The sequence below is a fragment of the Methylomonas sp. MED-D genome (genome assembly GCF_050276835.1).
GTDB lineage: Bacteria > Pseudomonadota > Gammaproteobacteria > Methylococcales > Methylomonadaceae > Methylomonas > Methylomonas koyamae_A.
This window is the reverse complement of sequence record NZ_CP189965.1, coordinates 1,392,535-1,418,464: the sequence shown is the minus strand read 5'-3', so window position 1 is coordinate 1,418,464 and position 25,930 is coordinate 1,392,535. Positions and strand designations below refer to the sequence as shown.

The window sequence follows — 25,930 nt, the reverse complement described above, 5'->3', positions numbered from 1 at the left end:
CAATAAGGTGTACTCGATAATACCCATGCGCAAAGAATCGACGGTATTGTTTATCGATGTCATTCGAGCACTGGCAGCGATCATGGTCGTGGTAATACACGCCTCGACCGGTACCGTTCTAACTTCCCTGAAACCCGATCAACTCCAATTGCTTTATTGGTGGGAAGCGATGGCCTTCAACGCATCGAGTCGGGCGGCGGTACCGCTGTTTGTGATGATTAGCGGTTATTTGCTTATCAAACCCCAAAATAACATTGCGCCAACCGCTTGGTTGAAGAAACGGCTGTTTCGAATCATCATCCCTCTGCTTGCGTGGATTATTATCTACTTCTCATGGTGCGGGCTCGCCGTTAAATATGACTTATATACCACCGAATCGCACGAGATCTCGGCAATATCGTTGTTACGCGACGTGATACAAGGCACGCCGTATTACCATTTGTGGTTTCTTTATATGCTGATAGGCTTGTATCTTGCCACGCCGATATTAACGGTCTATGCGCGCGGCGCGGATCGACTCAATAAAATCTACTTTGTCTCGCTTTGGGTTTTATTCTCCGCTATTCCCCCATTTATTAAGCAAGTTTTATGGACTAATTTAGCGATATCCGTCAGCGTAGTCAGCGGCTACGTCGGATATTTTATGCTGGGATACTGGCTGCGCGACGTGATGCTAACCAGAAAGCAGCAAACTATCGTAGGATGCGTTGTTACGCTGTCAATCGTTTTATCGGCGATGGGAACCTATTTGCTTACGGCCAACAGCAATGGAAAACTCGATCAGCTCTTGATATCGCCGATGTCGCCTACTATAATGTTGGCGACACTTGGCCTTTTTACCCTTTTAAAATCAATCGCCTGGGAAAAAACCTATGCTTTTCTGCCCCCTTTAAGGTCGATAATCGCGACATTAAGCTCGGTTAGTTTCTTCCTGTATCTTTCCCACCCATTACTCTTGGATATACTGCGAAACTCACATTTTAATTATTTCGCAAGCGAAGCAAACCCCATCCTAGGCGTACCGATTACCGTTACCGTCATTATATTTTTGGCTATTGCAATTCGATCAATCCTTAATCGAATACCTGGGTGCAACGTGAAAACCTTTTTGGGCTAGTTTGACCTTCACCAAATGAATCGCCTATTCGCGATCCAAAACCCCGTTTAGAAAACACCTCCGGCCGACAACTTAGGCTGAGCGGATTAGAAGCCGATATATTATTTCTGGGGCTGGGCGAATTACTAAGACAAATGCTGGACGGATTATTTAATCCGTCCGTAACGTTTATCTTACCTTCGAACTTAGCTTGAAACGTTCAGGACGGGGTACAAACCCCGTCCCACTCAGGGACTGGCCTTATTCGAGTTTTCAAAATTACTCAAGCAAGGAATTTATCCCGAAAACTGGGGTAGCGTTATGCCCTTGGATATTGAAGGCATTGAATAACTCGAAAGATGCGCCGCCCGTTGGTTGGCGCATCCTACGGGATTTTCGGCGGAGCGTCCCTTGGAGCGTTGGGTTGGGCATTTGACTCTCGCCCGCCCAACTGCCACCCATTTGAATCTGTATCATCGTTCCAGTTTTGATTAGTTAAACTCTCCAAAACACCAGAAAAGCTAGCACCTTCATCTACCCATTTGTCATGGTCTGCACCGCGATATAAGCCGTAAATACTTGGCTTTTCGCCAAGCGGATATACCACGACCAGTAAGCCAGAAATATTTGCGAACTCTTCATCAGCCAATATACCGAGCTTTTGAATAACACCTTCAATACAGGGTTTTCCTTCAAACTCAGGACAGCCAAGCACCAGCATCCCCGGCTTTGCAAACGCTAACATCCATAGATCGCCAGTAATCGCTTTGGGAAACAAATAATCGTCGCAGTATGCAGGCCGCAATGTTCTGTTGTCGGTAATTGCAGGAGAAATCAGGCAAAGGTTTAATACCAGGAAAGTATTTGGATTTGAGTACTGATCTGATTTTATGTTCTGCCGAGCCTTTTCTATCAATGTAGAAATTACCGCAGTTATGGCCCCTTCTCGATATGGCTTCTCAGCATAGGGCTGCATTTCTGAAGTTCCAATTGCGACTGTTTTTCCTTTTTTTTGCTGTTGCTCTATATCTATTTGCGCATCCAAGGCGTTTAGCAAATCCTTATTTATGCCACGCCCACCATTTACAACTGATAGTGTCTTAACCTCGAAATACACATTTTGCTGATCAGATGAGTGTAGAAAGTCGGGAGTTTTCTTGTTCTGCAGCTCTTGTATTTTGACAAGTGATACACCTCGTTCCCTGCATAGGGAAGCGAAATGCGCTTCACCAAAGAGTTGAGAGAATTCGCTAACCAGATCGCCGTTGAGCACAAAGTGATGCTTCTGTACGAGAGCCACCATTTTCCGGCAATATTCGGCAAGAGCCGAGTCGGCAGACGATGCGCTTTCAATATCTTTGATGAAAGGAGCTAACAACTGTAGATAACCGTTCGCTGCAACATCACGAGATTCGTTCAGAGCAGCGCAAAAATGTTCATATAGCGTCACAGACTCCTCCTAGATTGAGTGCCCAACGATAAGTATAACTTGACCCGAAAAGTGTAGCGACGATAGGAGCGGAGCTTTTTGGGGTCAAGTTGATACGCTGGTTATGTTGATTTTTCAAAGATGTTCGGCGATAAATCTTTCAACATCTCGAATCATATCTTCCACATCTCTCTCACTAAACTCGTTTGTCTTACCATGAGCAGCAGAATTGCGAATATCCGCAAGTGCAGTAATACGTTTTTGCTGTAGTTTGTTGTACTGTCCGTTTTTTGCTAAATCTGCGTTCATTTTATCTAGTTTCCCGTGAGGTAACCCAACTTGGTCACATAATTCCCTTAGAGTTGTTTCTAAAACAACACCCGCAATAATCGCTGATGAAGATTTATACCCTGCTTGAAACAACTCTTTTGCTTGTTCAAGTTCAGAATCAAAAACTTCTGCTTGAATTAACGAGCGGGTTGCCCTTAGATAGCCACCTTCATAATCTTCTTTGGCTGCTAAGAAAATTGCCTGAAGACGTTTAAGAGTATCTAAATAGGTTCCGTACATCCCGGTGCTGTCATTATTACTGAATTCTTTATAGTGTTCTGAACCTTCACCGCATGCTTTACTTAAAAGATTGCGCACTTTAACTTTCCACTCGAGTAAAGCATTTCCATCAATATTTGGTTCATGCTTTTCCAAAAAACTGGAGTAAGTTTGTTTTTCTGTGGCTAATAATTCTTCCATTTGTTTCTTAAGCTCAGAAAATCTTTGTTTGTAAATATCTGTCACAAATTCCTCTTTGAAACATAACAATTGATTATCATGCAAATCTGCCCGTATAAGTTGATATTAACCGCCATTTCAGGCAGTTTTGCCTGCGTATCCGGAAAAGTGGGCATGTTTGCCTTGATAACTTGCTATTAGCCGGTAAATCAGGCAATCCTGCCTGCGTATTATGTTGCCGCTGACTTTATCAGGTAGGTGTTTTGTGTCAAGCACCAAATCGCCAGCCTTATTGGACGATGTGCGTCGGGTGATACGGCTGAAACATTATTCCTTGCATACCGAAAGTAGCCCGGTCGGCACGATTTAGTGCCCACGCGGATTTAATGGTCAACGGTGGGCAAATTTGCCCACCTTACGTCTGCTAAAGGCACGTTACCGAACGATCAAAATTTATAGTGCCGTCCGCAATTGGCCGATTCGTGATATTCCCAGTCTTGATTTCCGGTCAAATAGACATCCTCGCAGCGCTAAAAGACTTGTACGCAAGGCTCCGAGGCTTGCGGGCAAAGCTAAATGCCCTGCGCACAAGGCAAAAAGCAACTCTCGCAACACTAAAAGACTTACGCGCAACTCTCCGAGCTATTAACGCGAGACTTCGAGCCTTACGGGCAACGCTAAAAGCCTTGCGCGCAACTCTCCGTGCAATAGACGCAAGGCTCCGAGCCTTGCTGGCAACGCTCAAAGTCTTGCACGAAAGGCAAATAGTGATTCCCGCAACACAAAAAACCTTGCACGCGACGCTACGAACAGAAAAACGTATGGCGAATGGTTAAACCGACATATCGATCGTGATTTGCTAAAGGGTTGTCGCGCGGATCGCCACCGTTACGACGGGATTAGGCGTGCGGTCGTCGGAGAGCGCGCCGGTCGGCAATTTGCCGGGTCAGTGGCACGGGCGCCAAGTGGACGGCTTTGCCAAGTCTTCGAACGGGTTGCGAAGCGCCGGGTTGAATATCCGGACTCGGCCATTCGGGGTTTGTGACCCGCTGTGTCGCAGCAGCAGGTATCGTTTGGAAAAGGACTATTTCGACGGCGGTTACGACCGCTTCGGCAAGTACTGTAAACCTTCGACGATCCGCTCCGACAAACCGGTGCGGCCGCGGCTTGAAATTTGTTAGTCAAAAGCATAAAGTAAGGAATCCTTACTTTATAGCTCGGAGGTTGCCATGCTTGCCAAAATGACCTCAAAAAACCAACTCACACTCCCCAAAAGCATTACCGCTGCCGTCGGCGCCGAGGAATACTTTGACGTGGAAACCCGCAACGGCCAGATCATCCTGACCCCAGTGCGTATTCAGCGCGGCGATGCGGTGCGCGCAAAATTAGCTGAGTTAAATCTCCAGGAACAAGATATTAACGATGCGGTGGTTTGGGCCAGACAGGCTGTCGATGCAACATCCACCCACGATAAATGAGCAGTACAACCCATGCGCCGCGTGTGGTCATCGACACCAATCTGGTGCTGTCTGCCTTGGTATTTGCCCAAAGCCGTTTGACACCCTTGCGCCAAGCCTGGCAAAGCCAGCAGATTCTTCCCTTGCTGTCCAAAATCACCGTAGCGGAATTGATCCGAGTGCTGAATTATCCCAAATTTAAACTCAGTACCGCTGACCAACAGGAACTGCTGGCCGATTATTTGCCGTATTGCCAAACCATCGTCATCCCGGAACCGCCACCCGTTACACCCGAATGCCGCGATGCGTTTGATCTGCCTTTCCTGCAGCTCGCCATAGCCGGGCAAGCCGATGCTCTGATAACTGGCGACCAGGACTTATTGACGATTTCCGAACCCTTTATCTGCCCGATTCTGACGGCGGAACAATTCTTGCCAAGCCTTAACGCATGACGACCAATAACATCGTCGTCAAACTACGGAACCGATGCAACTATTGATCGCCGCACTTGCCGAGCATTTCGAGCCAATGGCATCGACGAATTGCAGGTATAAAGCCGTGCCCAATCGCAAACCCGATGGCTACCGGATGGTCAATCCACGCATCTCAACCCGGTCGCTTCGAATATCGAATTCCCAAAATTCGTTGGGAATCCTTATTATGAGGGTGTCGTAAAAACCCCCTTGCGGGAGAGGGGTTGGGGCGAGGGGAAATGCAAGGTAAGGCATTGATTTCATCCCCCCTCACCCTGCCCTCTCCCGCGAGGATAGGGTTCTGTTTCGACTTTTACGACACCCTCCAATGAAAGTTACCGGACGGCCGCCACCCAATCCGGTGTCGGAACGCTGTCAATAGCGGTTAAAGCCGCTCCGCCACTGACTTTCATTTGCCTGGGCGACGGCCAGCGGTTTCATGATCCGTTGACCGCTTGAGTTAAATGAAATGCCGATTTTTCGGACTTACTCTGAAAGTCACCCGACGCGGTCACTCAATTCGGTGTCGTAGCGTTGTCAATCGCGGCTAAAGCCGCTCCCACGCCAGGGACTTTCATTTGCCGGGGCGACGCAACTGTTTCGTGAGCGTTAGGCATTCAATTCCGGAATACCGGCGGCCAGATGCTTGCGCAGCAAACCGATCTGTCTTTGCAATTCGTCTTCGGCGTCGCCGACGGTTTTGAAGGTTTGTATCAGCTTTTGTTCGTTCAGCGCATCGGGATAATTCGCATCGACAAAATCCAATATTTCCGCGTCCATTTCGGTCATGCTGTTAACGATCTCTTCCATCTTGTTCAATACCGCGCGCAATTCGTTCAAATCTTTTGCCATAAATACTCCTCCAGTTTGGTTAGTCTTCAATGATCGGCTTTTAGGCGGGATTGCTTAAAAGCCTGGTCAATCCGGCCAGCAAGGCCGAATTCCCGGTTGCCCCGCAGCAGCGCGGGACTGTCGATGGCAGGCCGCGACTTGCGTACCTTTCGTCATCGAAAAACCTGTTTACGTCAAACAACCCGGTCGCGCCAAGCGTTCCCGATAGGCAATCGCACCGCGCCTGCAATACAATATCGGCCCCGACCGTCCTGCCGGCGGCCGATATTTTGTTTATCCATTCAATCCGCAACCAGCATGAGCAAAGACATCCGCATTCAGCGCCTCAGCGGCGCGGCCTTGATTCAATACATTCCCGAACTGGCGCGGCTGCGCATCGAGGTGTTCCGCGACTTCCCCTACTTGTACGACGGCGATTACGAGTACGAGAAAAAATACCTGCAAACCTATATCGACTGCCCGGACAGCGTGATCGTGTTGGCCTTCGACGGCGACGCCATCATCGGCGCCTCGACCGCGATCCCGTTGAAATACGAAACCGCCGAAGTCAAAAAGCCGTTCGTGGACCACCGTTACGATCCGGAACAGGTGTTTTACTGCGGCGAATCGGTGCTGAACACGGCCTATCGCGGCCTGGGCATCGGCGTTAAATTTTTCGAGCAACGCGAAGCCCATGCCGCCGATTTGGGCGGCTTCAGGCACATCACGTTCTGTTGCGTCGAGCGCCCGGCCGATCATCCGCGCCGGCCGGCCGACTATGTGCCGCTGGACGCCTTCTGGAACAAACGCGGTTATTTCAAGCATCCGGAACTGAAAACCACCTATACCTGGAAAGATCTCGACGACGAGACCGAAACCCCCAAACCGATGACCTTTTGGTTGAGAGAAGACCGTGCCTAAAATCGCCAGCGCCCAATACGACATCAGCTTCCTGGAAACCTGGGAAAACTTCGCAGCCAAAACCCGCCGCTGGGTACAAGACGCGGCCGACAACAAAGCCGACATCCTGCTGTTCCCCGAATACGCCTGCATGGAACTGGCATCCTTGTTTCCGAAGGATGTTTATTCGTCCTTGAACGGCCAACTGGATGCCTTGCAAACCCTGCTGCCGCCATACCTGGATTTGTTCAAAACCCTGGCCGCCGAGCGCCGGGTGTATATCCAGGCCGGCACGTTTCCTGTCAAACACGAAAACGGCGAATTCCGCAATCACGCCTATTTCTTCACGCCGCAGGGCGACGTGGATTATCAGGAAAAGCTGACCATGACCCGTTTCGAGAACGAGCAATGGCATATCTCGCGCGGTCTGGACATCAAAGTGTTCGACACCGTATTCGGCAAGATCGCGATCAACATCTGCTACGACAGTGAATTTCCCCACTACGCCCGCCAACAAGCCGAACGCGGCGCCACGTTGATTCTGGTGCCCAGTTGCACCGACACCGAAGCCGGCTATTACCGGGTGCGGATCGGTTGCCAGGCCCGCGCGCTGGAAAACCAATGCTACGTCGTGCAATCCTCGCTGGTCGGCGACGCCGCCTGGTCCGAAGCGGTCGATGTCAATCGCGGCGCGGCAGCCATTTACACGCCGGTCGATCGCGGCTTTCCGAACAACGGCATTCTGGCGATCGGCGAGTACAACCAAGCCCAATGGATTTACGCCGACCTGGATCTAGCCGCCGTCGAAACCGTGCGCCAGGAAGGCCAGGTGTTTAACTACCGCGACTGGCCCAAGCAGTTCGATTGCCGGTAACGGCCGGCTAGTCCCGTTACGGTTGGCCGCGGCCTTAAGGCTCGGCCAACCGCCTTTAGAAACCCGTCCAACGAGAACCCGCGACCGAGCTAATCCCCGACCGTGTAATCCCTGGACTCCATCATATTTTCCAGCATGCCGAACAGGCGTTGCGGCGTAATCAAACACCCGGCCGCTCCCGGTCTGGGCATGATTTCCACCGTGACTTCCTCGCGAGCCAGCTTGTTCAAGGTCTGATAGGTAAAGAAATCGACCGATTCCACACCCGGCGCCAGATGCGCCCATTCACCGGCGACGGCATCGGCGGCGTAGCGCTTGTAAGGCCAAACCGGCAGGGTATTCCGGCCGTCGAGTTCCCGAATCAAGGGCTGCGGCCCCTCCTTCAGCCCCCAGACTTCGTCGGTCTCGAAGATTCGATACAGAAAATATTCCAATCGTTCTTCGTCACTCATATCCGGAACGGCGGCGATTTCTTCGGGATGGGGATCGTAGCGCATGTCGAGGCCTATGCTGATGAATTTGACTACAGTTCAGCAAAAATCGCACCATACCCGGCGCGCGTCGTCGGCGGCGGATTTTCCCCAGCCAACGAGTTGCTCGGCCAATGCGTCGTCGGACAGGCTAGCCCACATTTGTCGCAAACCCGACATTCCGTCATCCGGCCGAACGGCCGCTTTGCCAACCTGTTAAAAGCGCCAATATCGCGCCGCGACTCGAAGACGGCCCGACTATACCGTTTCGGCCCAATCGGTCGATAATGTCGGCACTTAACCGAATAGACGAACACTCATGGACCATTCGACAATCGCCAGCCCTGCCCGCAAGCCCGCCCTACCCGAACATTCGATGATCGTTTCGATGCTGCGCATGATCGTCCAACCGCTAACGACGATGGCCCGCATACACGCCAAATACGGCGATTTGGCGCTGGGAACCGTATTCAAGAAGAAGATACTGTTCGTCCGCGCGCCGGAATACATCGAGCAAATTTTTAATCTGGAAGGCAAGGGCTTGCTGAACCGCGACTTCATGTACGACGCCAAGCAAGCGCTGTTCGGCAACGGCCTGATTAACAGCGAATCCGAGGTCTGGAGCAAGCAACGCCGCCTGATGCAGCCGATGTTCACCAAGGATGCCGTCAAAACCTGGGAGCAACTGATCGTCGCGGAAGCGGCCGCTACCGCCGAACGCGTGAAGCTTGCCGCCGGCAGCGATGTCGATTTGAGCGCCGAGCTTCGCCAACTGATTCAGCGCATCTTTCTGCAAGTTCTGCTCGGCAAGTCGGTGGACCAGCTCAGCAACGGCGCGCAACTGATCAACGTCATCGACGTACTCAGCCGGGAATTGCCGCTGCAACTGGGCGTACATCTGATCTTCGGCCAGCGGCTGAAGCGCTGGATACCGCTACGAAGCAAGAACTACCGCGCGGCGGTTGAGTATCTGAAAACCTTTCTCTACGCCGAAATCGAACAAAAACGCGCGAATCCAGGACAAGACCTGATTTCACAGTTGCTACAAGCCCAGGACCGAAGCACCGGCTATAGGATGCCGAACGACTTGCTGCGCGACGAATCGGTCACGCTGTTTTTTGCCGGCCAGGAAACCACGATCAATACGCTGCTATGGTTTTTTTATCTGACCGGCAAGCATCCGGCGGTGCGCGAAAAGGTCGCCGCCGAAATCGCCGGCTTGCCGAACGAACCGCTCCAGGCTGGCCATCTGGCCCAACTGAGCTACACCAAGGCGGCCTTGAACGAAACCCTGCGCCTGTATCCGCCCACCTCGGCGCTGACTACGCAGGCGCTGGCGGACATCGAGCTTGGCGACTACGCCATCGCCAAGGACACCATCCTCCTGTTGACGATGCATGCTACCCACCACAATCCGCGCCTATGGCCTCGCCCCGACGAATTCGACCCGAACCGATTTCTGGACGATAGCGTTGCGCAACGCCACAAATTCGCGTTCTTTCCGTTCGGCGGCGGCCTACACAATTGCATCGGCAAGCATTTCGCCGAACTGGAAATGTTGCTGATCATCGCCAGCTTCTTTCGGGCATTCCGCTTCGAAACCGACATTACCCTCAAGGAAGCCTTTAGCGTAACGCTGAAACCGGACGGACCGGTGGTGGGGCGAGTGTCGGCCGTCAACTGATCGAAACGCGAGAACAGGGTTGAAACGTGGTGGTAGGGGGCGCTCGGCCGCTGATTCCGGGGTGGTGCTTGGTCACGGTCGCTCGAAAAAACCATGACCAAGCGCCGACGAAACCAATCGGGAGAGCAATTTCAAACTCAAGCCCCTATAGACATGGCCGGGCCGGGAACCTGCAAACCAAGTCGTCCGAATCTATTGAGTCAACGGCTTCTGCGCTTCGATGCCGGCCCGTTCCGCGACGCAATCGCGGTTCGGCGCCACGGCCTCCTCGCTCAAATCGTCCAATTCGTCTTTCGCCTGACTCAAATCGTCCTGAAAATGACGGTCGGCATGGAGCTTAGCGACCGTATACGCGCCCAGGTAGCGTCCCCATACAGTATCGCTATACCAATGTACGTTACAGACCACCCGACTTAATCCGAAAGCCTGGGCGCGGGCTAGAATCGCATCGGCCCGCGCGGGAACCAGTTCAGCCAAAATCAAGCCCCAAGCCATGCCGATGGCATTGTGTCCAGACGGATAGGAACCGCCGGCCTCCAGACGGGCGCGATCATCCGGTGTGCAAAACCGGGCGTCGTTGACCATGAACGGCCGAGGACGTTTGTATCTATCCTTTGCCGCGCCGGTGGCCGCGCCCGCGTCCTGCTTGACCTTCTTCAACAGCTTCACCAAATGGGGGGTATGTTGCTCGTCCACCGGCACGCCCAGCGCGCAGGCATAGGCGCTCGCGGCATTCGGGAAACTCAGGTCGGCATCCTGTATCGCCAACGCCCAGGCAGGCGTATTGCGCAACGCAAAGCTTTTCTGGGCGTAGATCAAATCCAACGCAAAACTCGCCGACCCGTCCGCCGGCGGTAGCGGCAACAAACCCAAGCTGTCCGGGATCGCGTTGGTCGGCAAATAGCCACGCTCTCTATTGCCGCCGATTTCCGGCGGAATCGGCGTCGCGCCGGCATCCGCCAACACATCCTGCAACGCGCCGCTTAAGCACAAAACGGCAAACAGCCGTCCCCAAAATTGATAAGTTCTGTTCCGCATGGACTGACTCCCGGTCACCGAGTGGTGGGCTGATGAAGAATGCAACGACTGATTGCTCCGCATGCAGCATAGAAGACAATTCCCTGTTCGGCAAAATCGTCGGCTCTCGAACGGTAACCTTAACGGCGGGGCGCTTCGCGACGCGATGTCATGAAGCAAGGCTGGCCCTGGAACCGCTTTCCAAACGACAGGGTAAACCCGACTCGCGGCGTTCGCGTCGGCGATCCGGCTGCGTGCTTTGCCCGCTATCGATGTCGCAGTTTGCCAACCCGATCGCGCGCGGTTGATTCGCAGGGGCTCACATCGAAAACGTATGTCACATGCATCAAGTCAATTCCTTCAGTCGTCTGACCGCCGTGCGCACGATCGTTTTCATCCCGACGCCACCATGACTCAGATGCGCGACGACTTGGCGGCGCAAACTGGGCGCCATGAACTCCCTCATGTGCGACACCAATCCCTGAACGGCCTCTTCTTCCGGATAGGCTTCGTAAAACCGGCCCACGTCGTTCAGATTGTTGAGTAATTGCTCCAGCGTTTTCGTCGGCGCCGGCGCCGAAATCAACCGTTCGTAGATGCGATGTTGCATGGTTTTCTATCCTCCCGGCGTGTGCGACTACAAGTCTTTATATCAATTAAGATATATCGTTAGACGATTATACGCATCTTCAGACCAACCGAACCAGAGAATACATTGGGATGCAGCCATTACATTTAGGAAATTTACTATTCGCAACGAGTAAAAAATGACCGAAACCCGACAGACTTCTGTCCGAGTTTTCAATAAATCGTCGGCTAAAAACAGGCTCACAACAGGAAACAATCAACAGTAAATAATTATTTTTTATATATTTTTATAGAATACATCCACCTCCATGGACTAATAGGCGCCGCGTGAATCTCGGCAGCCGCGCTCAGCGGATCGATTTGCGAGTAAAACTGCCCATTCGTAGATGCGCGCGATCATACGATATATACTAAACGATATATCCATAAGCACATCCCACCTCGCTCCATGGATAAGCGCCCACCCAGCCGGTCTCGCTCGTTTCGAATCCGGCAGGCAACGACCTATTTCGATCTACATAACCCGGACCTCAGTCCGGAAAACGCTTTGGAGAACACTCGATGACGCATCAATGCGGCAATTGCGGCTGCGGCGGCGATTTCGGCACGCCGGCAAAAATCTCGGACACACTGGTGGAACTGGAAATCGATCTGGTCAAAATTCAAGTGCCGCAAGGCACCTCTCTATTGCGCGCCGCCGCGATGGCCGGTATCGAAATTCCCAAGTTATGCGCGACCGAAAGCCTGGAACCGTTCGGCTCCTGCCGTCTCTGCCTGGTCCAGGTCGAAGGCCGGCGCGGCTATCCGGCATCTTGCACCACGCCGGCCGAAGCCGGCATGGTGGTCAAGACTCAAACGCCGCAACTCGCCAACATTCGGCGCGGTGTGATGGAACTGTATATTTCCGACCACCCGCTGGATTGCCTGATGTGTCCGGCCAACGGCCACTGCGAATTGCAAACCATGGCCGGCCGGGTCGGCTTGCGCGAAGTGCGTTACGGCTACGAAGGCCACAACCATTTATCGCTGACCAAGGACGAATCCAACCCCTATTTCAGTTACGACCCGTCCAAATGCATCGTCTGCAACCGTTGCGTGCGTGCCTGCGAACAAATCCAGGGCACATTTGCATTGACGATAGACGGACGCGGTTTCGAATCGCGGGTATCGGCGGGACAGAATCAACCGTTTCTGGATTCGGAATGCGTATCCTGCGGCGCCTGCGTATTATCCTGCCCGACCGCGACCTTGATGGAAAAGACGCTGATCGAACACGGCCAGACCGACGATCACATCGTCACGACTTGCGCTTATTGCGGCGTCGGCTGTTCGCTGGTCGCCGAGGTCAAGGGCGACCAGGTCGTCAACCTGTTTCCGAATAAGAACGGCCACGCCAACCACGGCCACGCCTGCGTCAAAGGCCGCTTCGCCTGGGGTTACGCCAATCATCCCGACCGGCTGACCAAGCCGATGATTCGCGAGAAAATCACTGATCCGTGGCGGGAAGCCAGTTGGGAACAGGCCATTCAGTTTGCGGCGGACAAATTCAAAGCCATCCAGGCCAAATACGGCAAAAACGCGATTGGCGGCCTGGTATCGTCCCGCTGTACCAACGAAGAGGATTATCTGGTACAGAAACTGGTGCGGGCAGCGTTCGGCAATAACAACGTCGACACCTGCGCGCGAGTGTGCCATTCGCCGACCGGTTATGGCTTGAGCGCGACCTTCGGTACCTCGGCCGGCACCCAGAGCTTCGATTCGGTGATGGATGCCGACGTGGTGATGCTGATCGGCGTCAACCCGACCGACGGCCATCCGGTGTTCGGCTCGCAATTGAAGCGCCGCCTGCGCCAAGGTGCCAAACTGGTTGTCGTCGATCCGCGCGAAATCAATCTGGTCGACTCCGCCCACATCAAGGCGGATTTCCATCTCAAACTGCGCCCCGGCACCAACGTGGCGATGGCGAATGCACTGGCGCACGTTATTGTCGGCGAAGGTTTGTACGACGAAGCTTTTATCGACCAGCGTTGCGACAGCCAGGAATTCGCCAAATGGAAGGACTTCATTCTGGACCCGCGCCACTCGCCGGAAGAAACGGCGGCGATTACCGGAGTGCCCGCCGAACAGGTCCGCGGCGCCGCGCGCTTGTTCGCCGGCGGCGGCAACGGCGCGATTTATTACGGTTTGGGCGTGACCGAACACAGCCAGGGTTCGACGATGGTCATCGCCATCGCCAACCTGGCGATGGCGACCGGCAACATCGGCCGGCCCGGAGTCGGCGTGAATCCGTTACGCGGCCAGAACAATGTGCAAGGCTCCTGCGACATGGGCGCCTTCCCGCACGAATTGCCCGGCTACCGCCACGTCTCCAACGACGCGGCGCGCGCCACGTTCGAACAAGCCTGGGGCGTGGAACTGCAAAACGAACCCGGCCTGCGCATTCCGAACATGTTCGAAGCCGCGTTCGACGGCACCTTCAAGGGTCTATATTGCCAGGGCGAAGACATCGCCCAATCCGACCCGAACACCCAACACGTCGAAGCCGCACTGCGGGCGATGGAATGCATCGTCGTGCAGGACTTGTTCCTGAACGAGACCGCCAAATTCGCCCACGTGCTGTTGCCCGGCGCGTCGTTCCTGGAAAAGGACGGCACCTTCACCAATGCCGAACGGCGGATTTCCAGGGTACGCAAGGTCAAGGCGCCGCTGGGCGGATACGGCGATTGGGAAGCGACGATGATGCTGGCTAACGCGATGGGCTACCCGATGCACTACGATCATCCGTCGCAAATCATGGACGAGATCGCCGCGCTGACGCCGACTTTCAACGGCGTCAGCTACCAAAAACTGGAAGAAATGGGCAGCATTCAGTGGCCCTGCAACGACAGTGCCCCCGACGGTACGCCGACGATGCACATCGACGGTTTCGTGCGCGGCAAGGGCCGCTTCATGACCACCGAATACGTCGCCACCGACGAAAAAGTCACCCGCCGCTTCCCACTGATTTTGACCACCGGTCGGATTCTGTCGCAATACAACGTCGGCGCCCAAACCCGGCGCACCAAGAATACCGCCTGGCATCCGGAAGACATCCTGGAAATCCATCCGCACGACGCCGAGGAACGCGGCATCGTCGACGGCGATTGGGTCGGCATCCAAAGCCGGGCCGGCGAAACGGTATTGCACGCCAAAGTCTCGAGCCGGGTGCAGCCCGGCGTGGTCTACACCACTTTCCACCACCCGTTTTCCGGCGCCAACGTCATCACCACCGACAACTCCGACTGGGCCACTAACTGCCCGGAATTCAAGGTCACCGCGGTGCAGGTCGTTAAAGTCGCGTTGCCGTCGGAATGGCAGCAACGCTATCTGCAATTTCGAACCGCGCAGGAAAACTTCTTGAAACGCCCCAAAGCGTCCGCCGACGGCTAAGCCATGCGAAGACCGGCGTTCGCCAGCGCTAAGCACCTGCGCACCCACTTACCCAGGAGACAGACCATGACCGCATCCGACTTTGATTCAGCGTCGCCGGCACCCGCCGGCGAGTCGAACGCCGATTGCCATGCCGCCTCCGGCCCGATGGAGGTCGGTGACGAGGTGCGCTGGAAGCCGGCTTCCACCGGCCTGGAGTTTCCGGCCGTGCCGTTTCCGTCCCGGCGGGTTTTCGAAGTGGCCGGCGCAAGCCTGCTCAGAGCGTTGGTCCGCCGCCATCACCAACGCTTGTTGAATACGCCGATCGGACATTTGTTTCCGAAAGATCCCGCGCGCTTCGCGGCCGGCGTCGAAAAAACCGCCGATTTCATCGTCGAAGCGACCGGCGGTCCGGCCTTGTTTACCGCCAACCACGGTCATACCTGCATGCGCTCCCGGCATTTTCCGTTTACGATAGACGAACTGGCCCGCGAGATTTGGCTGGCGCAACTGTTGTCGGCCTTCGACGACGTCGGTTTTCCGGACGAGGTTAGAGAGGAATACTGGAATTGGGTGGAATCGTTGTCGATACGCGTGATCAACCGGCGCACGATGCGCGCGGCACCGCGCCGCATCCCTCTGGCCGGCGCGGCCACCGAATTGGCCGACGCTCTGGCTTTGCAACGACGGGTCGCGGCCGTCGCCGTCTAAGGGATTGGCCGTGAACACCGAACCGCTTTCGACGTCCGCCGATCAACAAGCCATGCGCTTCGGCCTGTTCGCCAATTTCGAGAATCCGGGCGGCGGTTTCTGTGCCGAAGCCCTGCGGGAAAGCGTGCTGACGGTCCAGCATGCCGAACGCCTGGGATTCGCCGAAGCCTGGATCACCGAGCACCATTTCAACCCCTTCAGCGTCAGCGCGGCGATCTTTCCGCTTTTGAGCTATCTGGCGGCCGCCACCACGACGATCCGGCTCGGCAGCGCGGCGGTACTGCTGCCAATGCGCGATATTTTGCAAGTTGCCGAAGACGCCGCCACCGTCGATGCGCTCTCCGGCGGCCGCTTGCTGTTAGGCGTCGCGCGCGGCGGACCGTTTCCGCTGCAATTTCAACATTTCGGCGTCGATCAGGCGACGAGCCGCGAGCGCTTGTTGGAGGGCGCGCTTTTGCTGGAGAAATTGCTGACCGAAGAGAACGTCGATTTCGACGGCCGTTATTACCGCTACCAACAAGTGTCGATCTACCCTCGCCCAAGGCAATCCCGAATTCCAATCTGGCTGGCCGCCCTGTCGCCGGAAAGTATCGCGCTGGCCGCCACGCGCGGTTACGGACTGATGGGGGCGTCGGCCGCACCGGTGGAAAAGCTACAAACCGCGCTGGCGGCCTACCGCGCCCGCGCCGCGCGAACCGCGCCGCCCTTCGTATTGTCGCGTTACTTTTTTTGCGCCGAACATCGGCACGCGGCGATCGACGCCGCCTTGCCCTTCGTCCGCGATTTCGCCCGCAACATGGGCGCGGCAATCCAACGCGCCGCGCAAAGCGGATCGGCGGAACTGCCGTTCGGCGTCGAAGCCGAAGTGTTTGCCGAGGAACGCATCCTGGCGAACGCCATCGTCGGCGACGTCGCGGAATGTCTGGATAAAATCCGGGCACTGCACCATGCGCTGGGTCCGCATACCTTGATCTTGAAACCCGCTTCCTACGATCCGCTCGCCAACCGCGCCGCATTGAGCTTGATCTCCGGGCATCTCGACCTGGCCAAGGTCTGATACGGCGACAGCCGTCTATTGCTCGGTACCTGCGGCCCAGCAACTGACGCTCAAGGATTCTCCGCCATAAATCCTCTCAACACCCGGCGCAGCCAGGCCAAACAACTACTCCGTCATCCGCTTTAAGCGATCGAAGGCAGCGGCCATGTCCGCCGGCGCCACGTCGCTAATCGCCGCGCCGGGCCACAAATTTTCGCCGGCCAACCAGCGTTCCGGATTCGCGGCATCCGCCAGCGCCAGGGTCACGGCGTGGTTCAGCTCATACAAACCCCAGCCGTAACCGGCATCGCGTAACGTCGACTGCAAGGCGTTTTGAATCAAACTTCGAAACTGACGATGCGGCTCGGAATAAGGTATTTCGGTAATCCGCCCTTTCGCCGCGACGACGCAGGCCTTGCGGTCGTAGCAGGCATGGCCGCGGCAGGCCAAGGGCCGAACCGGATAAATCATGCACACGCCGCGTTCCAAAAACGGGCAGCGCCGACGCAAGGCCACCCGCCGGGCCTCGTCCAGACCGGCGGTTTCCGCATTGGCCTTGACCACCCGTTTCGCCAAATTCAATTCCCGGCCGCGCGCTTGACCGTGGCGAATAAAGCGTTCGATTAACAGCACTTCCGGTGCGGTCGCGGTGACCCGCAACGTGCAGCAGGTAGCGCAGCCCTTGTCGCAATCGACCGGCGGATAATCGCCGGCCTCGAACCCGACGTTGCCGTCGAAACTGGAAAACGCTTGGGTCAATATCGCGCCGATCAAATCGCCGCCGCGAAAGCGGGCCAGCGTCTCGGCAAAGGCTTGAGCCTGGGCCGCGTAAAAGCCTAAAGCGTCTTCAGTCCGCATGCCTGCTCCTTTACGGCGTCCATCGTCCGTCGCCTCAATCGCCCGGTTTCAGGCATGACGTGGTTTTAGCCGGGGTGTAGTCGAAAAACATCCCGGTCTTGAAACTCTCCGCCATGTGTTCGGCGCGAGCGATGGCTTGCTCGGCCGCGGCCGGCGGCAGTACTTCCCGGGCAACGGGCCGAAAATACGCCAGCCAAATATCGAAGTCTTCGATTTGTATGGGTAAGCGCGCATGCACCGGATACGGGCTGCCGTGGTAACGGTCGGTAGCCAGCAGGGTGCGCGACCAAAAGTTCTCGACGACTCGGTGATGGGCGTCCCAATCGTCAATGACGCCGTCAAAAATACCTTTCAGGCGCGAGTCGGCGCTGGCCCGCTCGTAAAACACCCGTACCAGATCGGCGATCTGGCTCTCGGTCGCGATTAAATCTTCGTTTTGCATGACAAGCTCCTCCCAATAATCGTAACTGCATTCACACCCTCCGCGCCGGCACCCAAGGCGGATAAGCGTCTAGCTCGCGGCCCGTTCTCCTGAAAACGGCGCCGGCGTTGATGGCAAGGGTTCGCTCTATTACCTTGCTCATTCCGGTCGGTCATGGTCGCGGATCCGAAAATGGGGCGATCAGTGCCGAAGAGCCGTTGGCGCCGACCGCCGGAATCGCCAGCAGCTCGTCTTTGCCCAAGTTTGCGCCCAAGACGTGGCCGGCTTGGACTTGCAGGTCGCCGCCGAGGTGGCCGTGGGCGACGATGAGCTGAGGATGATCGAACGGCGCCCTTTGGTATCTGACCCGCTCGTCGGTCAACGAGAGCAAAAAGTTAGTCAGATCGGTGACATTTTGTTCCGTCGTCGTCAACGTCGAAAAACCGGCCAGATGAAAATGCAGGCTATCGCTGCTGAAATTGCCGTGCCGGCTATAAAACTCGATCACTTGCCGTAGAGTCGCCATGCCGCCGTTATGCATATAAGGGCCGGTCAATTCCACGTTGCGCAAGGTCGGCACTTTGAACGCGCCGTGGGTTGCCACGGCCATTTTACTGGCGGACAAATTGGCTAGCGCGGCGGCCGGAGTGGGGATATAAGCCGTCACCGCATTCGTGCAGTTTTGATTGCGCAACACGCCTTCGCGGCTACCGTCGGCCTGCAAGCCGTCGCTAGGCAAAAATACATTGGGCAGATTCACCGCAACGTTATAGGCCAGCGGGCTGATAAAATCGCAGGCGCGGATGCTGTTCACGCCCGGATCGAGCAAGCCCGTCGCGTTGCCCAACAAATACTCGACATATTGCGCGCTATAGGACAAGGGATTACCGAAATCGTCCGTGCCGCCGACGCCGGGATCGTCTTCCACATCGACGGCGCCGTTATTGGCGTAGCCCAAGTCCATGAATTTCGGTAACTGCTGAATGTTTGTGTCGCGGGTGACGATATTGCCGTAGCGATTGATGCCGCCCTTGGCGGCGGCGCCGAACGGGCCGAAGGCATTCGGACCGAAGGCGATTGGCGTATCCGGGGGACCGAAGCTGGCGCCGGGCGTCGGCGTCAACAACGCCGCATTGGCCGCCACCGCCGCCAAACTAAACGCCGGGCCGGCATGGCACAGATTGCAATGATTGTTCACGAACAATTCCACGCCGTTTTTTAACGAGGCCACCAAGGCCTGGGTTTCCGCCGGCGTGGCGGCGGCGACGTTGCTCCAAGTCGGTTTCATGTTGGCGTCGATCGGGCTGAGATCGAACGGCGCCAGGTCGGAGATCAAGGTCGATTCGTACAACTGTATGGCCAAACCGAAGAACATCGCGAAATTGGCCTCGATCTGGTTGTAAGGCAAGCCGCCGCCGACCGGCGCGCCGAACGGACCGGTGCCGCTGTAGGACCAATAGCGCGAAGCAAAGGCGCGGGTGACCAGATTGCGGTAAGTCGTATTCAAGCCCGGCTTCCGGTTCGCGGCCAGACTCATCGCGCCCAACACGCTATCCTGGGGATGCACCAGTTGGTCGCGCAACACTTGCCGCGACAACACCTTGCGGCCTATGTCCTGCCAATGTCGGCCGTCGCAGCTCATTTCGGCGCTGTTGGTCGGCGGCGCGACCGCCTGCGAGGCCAACGAAGCATTGACCAAGTGCAGCCGTTGCTTGGCGACGGTTTTGGCATTCATTTTCACCCAGACGCCGGCGTCCGGATCGCGCTCGCCCCACGGGCTGCTGCCGTTGAAAATATTATTGGCGCGGCCGTCCCAAAAACTGCGGTGGTTGAACACCGCGTTGATCACGCTGGGCGCGTTGCGGGCCGTGGTTTGCCGGGTACCGACCGAACCGACCTTGAACAGCGGATCGGCGGAGCGCGCGCATCGATCGTTGGCCGAACCGAATTGCGATACGCTTTGATATTGCCCGCTAAAACTGCCGGCGGAGCCGACCACGTCGTCGCTGCTGAACACCACCCGGCTGGTGTTGTCGGCCGGATTGCTGAATTGATGCAACGGAAAGTCGTCCAGGCTGAGCGTGTGATTCGGACCGCCGCCACCGGAAGGCAGGGTATCGAATGTCCGGCCGCTAGCATGGACACTGTTCCCACCAGGATTGAGCTGATTTTTGACCCGCCCGTCGGCGCCGGCGTGGAAATGGCAGGACGCGCAGGCCTGACCGTCGCTGCCGACCGCCTGATCCCAGAACAAGGCCTTGCCCAACGCGATCGCGGCGTTTTTATCGACGACGATGGGCGCGGCGCCGTCCAGCAGGCCCGGCACCGGCGGTATCGGCACGTTGCGCAAGGATACCGGCACCGGGCCTATCGCCAGCGCCGCTTGTGCCGCCAACAAAGCGCCGGCCAACATGACTAAAGGAATGACTCGCATGACCGCCTCGCTTTAATCGTCGTCTCGAACCGCAAGAACGCGGCCGGCGGATTGGCTCCGCCAACCGGCCATTAACGGCAAAGCGCCGCTCAGGAACAACCAAACGCCGGCCGGCAACGGCACCGCGGCGGGGCCGGCCTCCGCGCTGACGAAAATTTGCGAATGTCCGCCCGGCTTGGTGAGCTGATTGACCAGATAGGTGGCATTGGCGTCCGCCGCCGAACCGAACAGCGACACGGTGCCGCCGCCGGCGACGATGTTCAGCAGATCGGCGCTGTCGCCCAAATCCCAGAAGCGCGGTGCGCAAACGTCGTTGCTGCAATTGTTGGTGCCGTTGAAATCACCGCCGGTATAGCTGTAGGTGCCCAAGGTTTGGATGCCGTCCAGCAAGTTAGCGTACTTGCCGCCGGCGCCGAACACCGAATTCCAATTCAAATCGTTATTGGCCAAACCCAACGGGCCGGCCGCCTGTTTATCGAACCAGCCATTGTTCGCGAGCAGCGAAATATTGAAAACCCCGGCGGCCGGCACGTTGAACTGCGGATTGTGCGCGGGCACGCCGAGGATGTCGAAATTGCTGTACCACTTGACCCGCACGTCGGTGACATGCCAGTTGCCGACACCGTATTGGCTATCGAAGCCGGCCTTGATCGCCGCCGTATCGTAAGCCACCAGTAAATCCAAGGTACGCGGGTACATGATGCCCTGCACGTAATCCGGCAAGTCGGCGGAAATCTGCATCGCCCCGAACGCCGACATATCGCGATTGGCATAGTCCGGGTCGCTGGAAAGGAAGGTGTCGGCGACCGCGTCGATGTTCAGCGTGGTGGCGGCCGAGGCGGTTCCGGTTTGGCCGGCGAATATCACGGCCAAGCTGGCCGCCAGCGCGGCGCGGCGAAGGGAAAGTAGGTTCATGAGCATCGCTCCAACGTGTTTGAAATGATCCTAGAAAGTGCAGTTGGTCTATACAACACCCCGTTCGTCCTCAGCCCTTCGGCTGCACTCGGGAGAGCCTTGTCGAAGGGCGAGCGGGATTTTTCGTTCGCCCAGAGGGTGGGCGCGTTGTGGGCCGGTCCTACTTGGACTTTGCTCGGCACGAGCGGCCCACGGCGACGGCCGATTCCCAGTAGGGACAAGCCCCCGCTCAAAAACAGACTAAGCCCGGCCGGCAGCGGCACGGCGGCAACGCCCGCCGCCGCCCTGACGAACAATTGCGGATGCGCGCCGGCGGCGCTGCGTTGGCTGACGATGTAGCTCACGTTGCTGTCCGCCGCCGAACCGAACAGCGACACGAAGCCGCCGTTGGCGATGCTGTCGTACAGATCGGCATTGGCGCCCAAATCCCAGAAACGCGGCGCGCAGACCTCGTTCAGACAATTGTTACCGCCGTTGAAATTGCCGCCGCCGTAGCTGTAGGTGCCCAGTACTTGCGCGCCATCCAGCAATTTGCCGTACTTGCCGCCGGCACCGAACACCGAATCCCAATTCAAATCGGTATTGGCAAAACCCTTGTCGCCGGCACTGGCCGCGTCGAACCAGCCGTTATCGGTCAACAACGAAATATGGAACGCACCGGCGGCCGGTACATTCAGCTGAGGGTTGGTAGGGGCCACGCCGAGGATGTCGTAATTGGAATACCACTTCACCTTGACGTCGGTGACGTGCCAGTTGCCGGCGCCGAATTCGGCATCGAAACCGGATTTGATCGCCGCCGTGTCGTAAGCAATCAGCGCGTCCATGGTTCTGGGCGTGGTCATGCCCTTTGCCGGATTGGCCAGATTCGCCGAAATCCCCATCGCCCCGAAATTGGACCAATCCCGATTGGACAGCACGGGATCGCTGTTCAGATAGGTATCGGCGACCGAATCGACGCTCAACGTCCCGGCACTGGCGGCGCCGAACGGCCCGGCCAGCAACGCCGCCAGCGTTGCCGAGGCGGATTGTTTAAACAGCTTGTGTTGCATAAGTTTCCTCATCGATTTATTAAAATTTCCGCCAATTAGCTAACGGGCATAAAACGCGGAATCATCCAAGCGCGTAACGTATCTAGCCTTTCAATCGCAAAGCGGAACGGCGACCATTGAGTTAACGGAATACACGTCGTTCGGCCTACCTATAGGGCACAACGGGATGCCGGAACCCAATAAGCGCAAGCCCTTCACCTCCATGTGTGCTGAATACCGGCGGTCAGCGCCGGTATGACGGCAATGAGCAGCGGCAAAACCCTGCAACCCACCAAGAGCCGATCAGTGCAAGTTCCCGGTTCACTAACCATCGCCAACCCCCTCCTTGATCCGGTCGAAATGCCTTTTCTCTCCCCACGCCCCGGTTTTCGCTGCCGAGGTTTACAGCCACCAACGCGATTGGCTCCTCATCTTCCTAGCGCTCTTCCCGAGGTAGATGGGACAAAACCGCGTCGAGGAGCCTCGTGCGTCGGTTCCGCAAGCTGGCCCGCTTGGTCACGGCGGCGGTTTTTGCAGCAACAATCCATACATCGAACGAAAGGCGTTTGGATGGCGGGCTTCGAAGCTAGCCCAATTGGCCAAGTCGCTGCCGTTAGGGTCGTGCGGATAGTCGGCGTGGTACAAGGCGTTCAAGGCCGGCGGCAGGCCGCGCATGGCAATGAAGCGCAAATTGAGTTGTCGCAGTTGCGCGGCGATTTGCGGCAGCGTGAAGCGATGCTCGCAAGCGTGAAACACCAAGTCGCGGAACATGCCGAGGTTGTAAAAGTCGCGCCATTGCAACAGCGGCGCGAGTTCCGGGTAGTCGCCGGCGAGTATGGCTTGGCGCAGTTGGCGCATGCGATCCGGCTCGGCTTGCCAGCCGTTGGCGGCGATCAGTTGCCGGGCGGCGGCGACCGGCCGCCGCGCCGCTTCGCTGTATAAACTGACCAACATCACCCCGCCGGGCTTCAATAGATTGCAGAGGATGCGCCAGCCGTGCAGCGGTTCGGCCAGGTGGTGCAGCACGCCGCTGGCGGTAATCAGGTCGAAACGTTCCGGGTAGCCGTCGAGCCGGGTCAGGTCGGCTTGTTTGAAATCGATGCGGTCTCGCAGGCCCAGTTCGCCGGCCATGCGCAGGGCATAGCTCAGGCTGGCTCGGCTGAGATCCAGCGCCAGATAACGGCCGATACGAATTTGCCGGGTTAGCGAAATCGGTTCCAAGCCGGTGCCGCAGCCGGCGGTCAGTACCGCGATGTCGCCGTCGAAATCGGCGGACAGCGCCAAATCGGGGGCAAGGCCGCGCAGCCATTGGCCGGCGCTTTGCACTTGGCGGGCTTGCGGGTCTTGCCGCCAGCGCGGAAAGGGATGTTCTTCGTATTGACGGCGGACTTGTTCGGACACCGGGTCGGCGATGTCGGTGAGGCGTTCGACGGTTGCCGCCAATGTGCGCTCGCGCAAACAGGCTTGCCATTCGCGAACCAGAGCTTGCAGATGGGGCTTCCAACTGACGGACGATTGGCAAAACAGTGACCGACTATCGGCCAAATCCAGGCCGGAGCGGTACAACGCAAAATAAGTCAGCGCCGATTGCCAGGCGGGTTCGGCCGGACGATCGCGGCCGGCTTGCAGCTGCAGCGCCAGCGCGGCCAGCCGTTGGCTTTCTTCCGGGTCTTCGGCGAAAGCGTATTCGGTCAGCCATTGATACTGCGCCAGCGCGGCGATGAAGTCCCAGTCGGCCTTGCCGGTTTGCGGCGGGCGGTGCGGGTCAGCGGTGTAGTGCATCAACAGCGCCTTGCGCAGGCGGCGCAAGGCCAGTTCGAAGTCAGGCTGCGGTATCAAGGTGTTACGCAGCAGCAATTGCAATAACGGCGCTTGCAGCAGCGGACGCAAGCGGCCCTGGCGCAAGGCGGTGACGACTTCGGCATCGTCGCCGCGCAACCGTCGCAAGGCCTGGCGGAAGGCGGCGTCGGCCAGCAAGGCGCGGCAGGCCGGCACCGCGTAATCGCTCAGTTCGGTTTGGCTGAGCACGCCGTGCAATACCCGGCGGAATTCGGCGGAATCGGGGAATTCGATGGCTTCGGTTTGTAATAACAGCAACAAGTTGCCGCGAGCTTCGGCGTCGTTGGGCGTCAGCAGCAGCAAGCGGCTTTGTTGCAGCAAGGCTTCGTTAACCTCGCCGTGTCGATAAAGGGCCAGGGCATAGCCGGCCAGCGCGTGGCGATACGGCGGCCACTGCTTGGCTTTGCGCGCGGCGTCTCCGATTAGCGGACGCAACACTGCCAGCGCCTGGGCGTAACGTTGTTGGCGTATCGCCAGCGAGGCGTCGGCGAATGCCGCGTCCCAAGCGATAAAGACCGGATTGCGGCTCATGGTCGCCGCTCCTCAAGGCCGGGATAGCTCGGCAGCGCTTGCGGCAAGCGCTGCCGTAGGTTGGAGAAAATCGAGCCGCCGATGGCTAGGACCGCCGCGCGGGGCCGCGAACAAAACCGCCGGCGGGCGGTTTTGGCGCGGCTCGAGCGTTGGGTCGTTACCGGAACGGTGCGCATGGCGGCGGCTGGGAGGTCGGACGGCGCTAAGCGCGAACCGAGCCGGCGGTGAACTTGCGTTTGGTCAGACCCAGGAACGATAACGCCGGCCCGATGAACAACCATGCCGCGCCGGGTAGCGGCACGGCGGCCGGACCCGCTTCGGCGCTGACGAAGATTTGCGGATGAGCACCGGGCTTGGTCAACTGGTTAACCAAATAAACCACTTGATCGTCGGCGGCGTAACCGTGGAAGGACAGATAGCCGCCGGCCATGATGTCGGCAACCATGGTCGCATCCAGGCTGAGATCCCAATAGCGCGGCGCGCATTGTTGGGAAACGCAGTCGGTGGTGCCGTTGGAATTACCGGTCGGATAGTAAAAGGTGCCCAAGGCTTGCTGGCCGGAGAACAGACTGCTCCAGGCGCCGCCGTTGTACACCGAATTCCAGGTCACTTTCGGCGTGCTCACGGTCAAACCGGTAGGGCCGGCGGTGGCGGGATTGAACCAGCTGTCGTTACTGAAATAGGACACGCCGAAGTAACCGGCGTGCGGGACGTTGAATTGGTTGTTGTTGGCCGGCACGCCTTGCACGTCGAAGTTGGTGTACCACTTCAGTTGCACGTCGGTGACGTGCCAGTTGCCGGCGCCGAATTGGCTGTCGAAGCCGGACTTGATGGAGGCGCTGTTATACGACACCAGATTTTCCATGGTGCGGACCTGGGAGATGCCTTGTACCAAGTCGGCTTGCGGCGAGGAAATCATCATCGCGCCGTAGCTGGACATGTCGGAGTCGGCTTGTAAGGTGTAGTTGGTCAAAAAGGTGTCGGCCGTGGCTTCCACACTTAAGGTGCTGGCGGCGGCCAGACCGGTGTGCCCTATCAGCACCGCCCCGACGGCGAGCGCCAGTTCGGCTTGTTTGAATCGCAATGTGTTCATGAATGACCTATGGATTAAAAGTTGAATCGGTTAAAAGCCTATCGCGCCGCGTTCGAGCGCGGCGGCGGATTCGGGTTGGCCGGCCTACCCTGGCCGCCCGCCCCGCGT

Annotated in this window: 22 protein-coding genes; 9 read left to right on the top strand and 13 right to left on the bottom strand. The window is 57.2% G+C overall.

The features are described from left to right. The first annotated feature begins 25 nt into the window (after window positions 1-25). Window positions 26-1,117, top strand: coding sequence for an acyltransferase (locus ACQE3E_RS06200; RefSeq protein WP_427501331.1), 1,092 nt, complete (start codon window positions 26-28; stop codon window positions 1,115-1,117). Between the two features lie 364 nt (window positions 1,118-1,481). On the opposite strand, the gene ACQE3E_RS06195 is transcribed toward ACQE3E_RS06200, so the two are convergent. After that, window positions 1,482-2,546 (bottom strand): hypothetical protein, encoded by a 1,065-nt coding sequence (locus ACQE3E_RS06195; protein ID WP_427501330.1) that lies wholly within the window; start codon window positions 2,544-2,546, stop codon window positions 1,482-1,484. A 114-nt stretch (window positions 2,547-2,660) separates the two neighbouring features. Next, window positions 2,661-3,320 (bottom strand): hypothetical protein, encoded by a 660-nt coding sequence (locus ACQE3E_RS06190; RefSeq protein WP_427501329.1) that lies wholly within the window; start codon window positions 3,318-3,320, stop codon window positions 2,661-2,663. A 1,163-nt stretch (window positions 3,321-4,483) separates the two neighbouring features. Between ACQE3E_RS06190 and ACQE3E_RS06185 the strand changes: the two genes are divergently transcribed. Together ACQE3E_RS06185 and ACQE3E_RS06180 are read left to right on the top strand one after the other, a co-directional pair. Beyond that, the gene (locus ACQE3E_RS06185; protein ID WP_427501328.1) at window positions 4,484-4,732 is read left to right on the top strand and encodes an AbrB/MazE/SpoVT family DNA-binding domain-containing protein; all 249 of its coding nucleotides are present in this window, start codon (window positions 4,484-4,486) and stop codon (window positions 4,730-4,732) included. Next, window positions 4,729-5,163, top strand: coding sequence for a putative toxin-antitoxin system toxin component, PIN family (locus ACQE3E_RS06180; RefSeq protein ID WP_313728663.1), 435 nt, complete (start codon window positions 4,729-4,731; stop codon window positions 5,161-5,163). Before ACQE3E_RS06185 ends, ACQE3E_RS06180 begins: the two co-directional genes overlap by 4 nt. Window positions 5,164-5,793: 630 nt before the next feature. On the opposite strand, the gene ACQE3E_RS06175 is transcribed toward ACQE3E_RS06180, so the two are convergent. Continuing rightward, a complete protein-coding gene (locus tag ACQE3E_RS06175; protein ID WP_064026653.1) occupies window positions 5,794-6,036 on the bottom strand; it encodes a hypothetical protein in 243 nt (80 codons plus the stop codon). A gap of 297 nt (window positions 6,037-6,333) precedes the next feature. Between ACQE3E_RS06175 and ACQE3E_RS06170 the strand changes: the two genes are divergently transcribed. Next, window positions 6,334-6,936, top strand: a complete 603-nt coding sequence (locus ACQE3E_RS06170) for a GNAT family N-acetyltransferase (protein WP_426994529.1) — start codon at window positions 6,334-6,336, stop codon at window positions 6,934-6,936. Then, window positions 6,929-7,789 carry a carbon-nitrogen hydrolase family protein gene (locus ACQE3E_RS06165; protein WP_427501327.1) on the top strand — a complete coding sequence of 287 codons (861 nt, stop codon included), beginning with the start codon at window positions 6,929-6,931 and terminating at the stop codon, window positions 7,787-7,789. Before ACQE3E_RS06170 ends, ACQE3E_RS06165 begins: the two co-directional genes overlap by 8 nt. An 89-nt stretch (window positions 7,790-7,878) precedes the next feature. On the opposite strand, the gene ACQE3E_RS06160 is transcribed toward ACQE3E_RS06165, so the two are convergent. Beyond that, window positions 7,879-8,286, bottom strand: a complete 408-nt coding sequence (locus tag ACQE3E_RS06160) for a DUF2750 domain-containing protein (protein WP_064026659.1) — start codon at window positions 8,284-8,286, stop codon at window positions 7,879-7,881. Between the two features lie 292 nt (window positions 8,287-8,578). Here ACQE3E_RS06160 and ACQE3E_RS06155 point away from each other — a divergent pair, with 292 nt between their 5' ends. Beyond that, complete coding sequence (locus ACQE3E_RS06155; protein ID WP_427501326.1) at window positions 8,579-9,943, top strand: cytochrome P450; 1,365 nt, start codon at window positions 8,579-8,581, stop codon at window positions 9,941-9,943. 192 nt (window positions 9,944-10,135) lie between these two features. Here the strand turns inward: ACQE3E_RS06155 and ACQE3E_RS06150 are convergent, their stop codons facing one another. Then, window positions 10,136-10,981, bottom strand: coding sequence for an acid phosphatase (locus ACQE3E_RS06150; protein ID WP_427501325.1), 846 nt, complete (start codon window positions 10,979-10,981; stop codon window positions 10,136-10,138). A gap of 325 nt (window positions 10,982-11,306) precedes the next feature. Next, the gene (locus ACQE3E_RS06145; protein WP_064026665.1) at window positions 11,307-11,570 is read right to left on the bottom strand and encodes a formate dehydrogenase subunit delta; all 264 of its coding nucleotides are present in this window, start codon (window positions 11,568-11,570) and stop codon (window positions 11,307-11,309) included. 539 nt (window positions 11,571-12,109) lie between these two features. Between ACQE3E_RS06145 and fdhF the strand changes: the two genes are divergently transcribed. The 3 genes from fdhF (at window position 12,110) to ACQE3E_RS06130 (ending at window position 16,724) form a co-directional block, all read left to right on the top strand. Then, window positions 12,110-14,977 (top strand): formate dehydrogenase subunit alpha, encoded by a 2,868-nt coding sequence (gene fdhF, locus ACQE3E_RS06140; RefSeq protein WP_427501324.1) that lies wholly within the window; start codon window positions 12,110-12,112, stop codon window positions 14,975-14,977. 66 nt (window positions 14,978-15,043) lie between these two features. After that, a complete protein-coding gene (locus tag ACQE3E_RS06135; RefSeq protein ID WP_313728675.1) occupies window positions 15,044-15,667 on the top strand; it encodes a hypothetical protein in 624 nt (207 codons plus the stop codon). A gap of 10 nt (window positions 15,668-15,677) precedes the next feature. Then, entirely contained in the window at window positions 15,678-16,724 is a 1,047-nt protein-coding gene (locus ACQE3E_RS06130; RefSeq protein WP_313728677.1) for an LLM class flavin-dependent oxidoreductase, read from the top strand. Between the two features lie 105 nt (window positions 16,725-16,829). On the opposite strand, the gene ACQE3E_RS06125 is transcribed toward ACQE3E_RS06130, so the two are convergent. From ACQE3E_RS06125 to ACQE3E_RS06095, 7 genes are all read right to left on the bottom strand, one after another. Further along, entirely contained in the window at window positions 16,830-17,561 is a 732-nt protein-coding gene (locus ACQE3E_RS06125; protein ID WP_313728679.1) for a YkgJ family cysteine cluster protein, read from the bottom strand. A 34-nt stretch (window positions 17,562-17,595) separates the two neighbouring features. Next, window positions 17,596-18,003 (bottom strand): group III truncated hemoglobin, encoded by a 408-nt coding sequence (locus ACQE3E_RS06120; RefSeq protein WP_064025871.1) that lies wholly within the window; start codon window positions 18,001-18,003, stop codon window positions 17,596-17,598. 151 nt (window positions 18,004-18,154) lie between these two features. Continuing rightward, window positions 18,155-20,416: a cytochrome c peroxidase gene (locus ACQE3E_RS06115; RefSeq protein ID WP_313728680.1), complete on the bottom strand. Its 2,262-nt coding sequence runs from the start codon at window positions 20,414-20,416 to the stop codon at window positions 18,155-18,157. 12 nt (window positions 20,417-20,428) lie between these two features. Further along, entirely contained in the window at window positions 20,429-21,331 is a 903-nt protein-coding gene (locus ACQE3E_RS06110) for a hypothetical protein (RefSeq protein WP_313728681.1), read from the bottom strand. After that, on the bottom strand, window positions 21,328-22,380 hold the full coding sequence (locus tag ACQE3E_RS06105) for a hypothetical protein (protein ID WP_427501323.1): 1,053 nt from the start codon (window positions 22,378-22,380) through the stop codon (window positions 21,328-21,330). The genes ACQE3E_RS06110 and ACQE3E_RS06105 overlap by 4 nt, the downstream gene beginning before the upstream one ends. Window positions 22,381-22,875: 495 nt before the next feature. Further along, on the bottom strand, window positions 22,876-24,729 hold the full coding sequence (locus tag ACQE3E_RS06100) for a class I SAM-dependent methyltransferase (RefSeq protein WP_313728683.1): 1,854 nt from the start codon (window positions 24,727-24,729) through the stop codon (window positions 22,876-22,878). A 202-nt stretch (window positions 24,730-24,931) separates the two neighbouring features. Then, window positions 24,932-25,822, bottom strand: coding sequence for a hypothetical protein (locus ACQE3E_RS06095; RefSeq protein WP_313728684.1), 891 nt, complete (start codon window positions 25,820-25,822; stop codon window positions 24,932-24,934). Window positions 25,823-25,930: the final 108 nt, after the last annotated feature.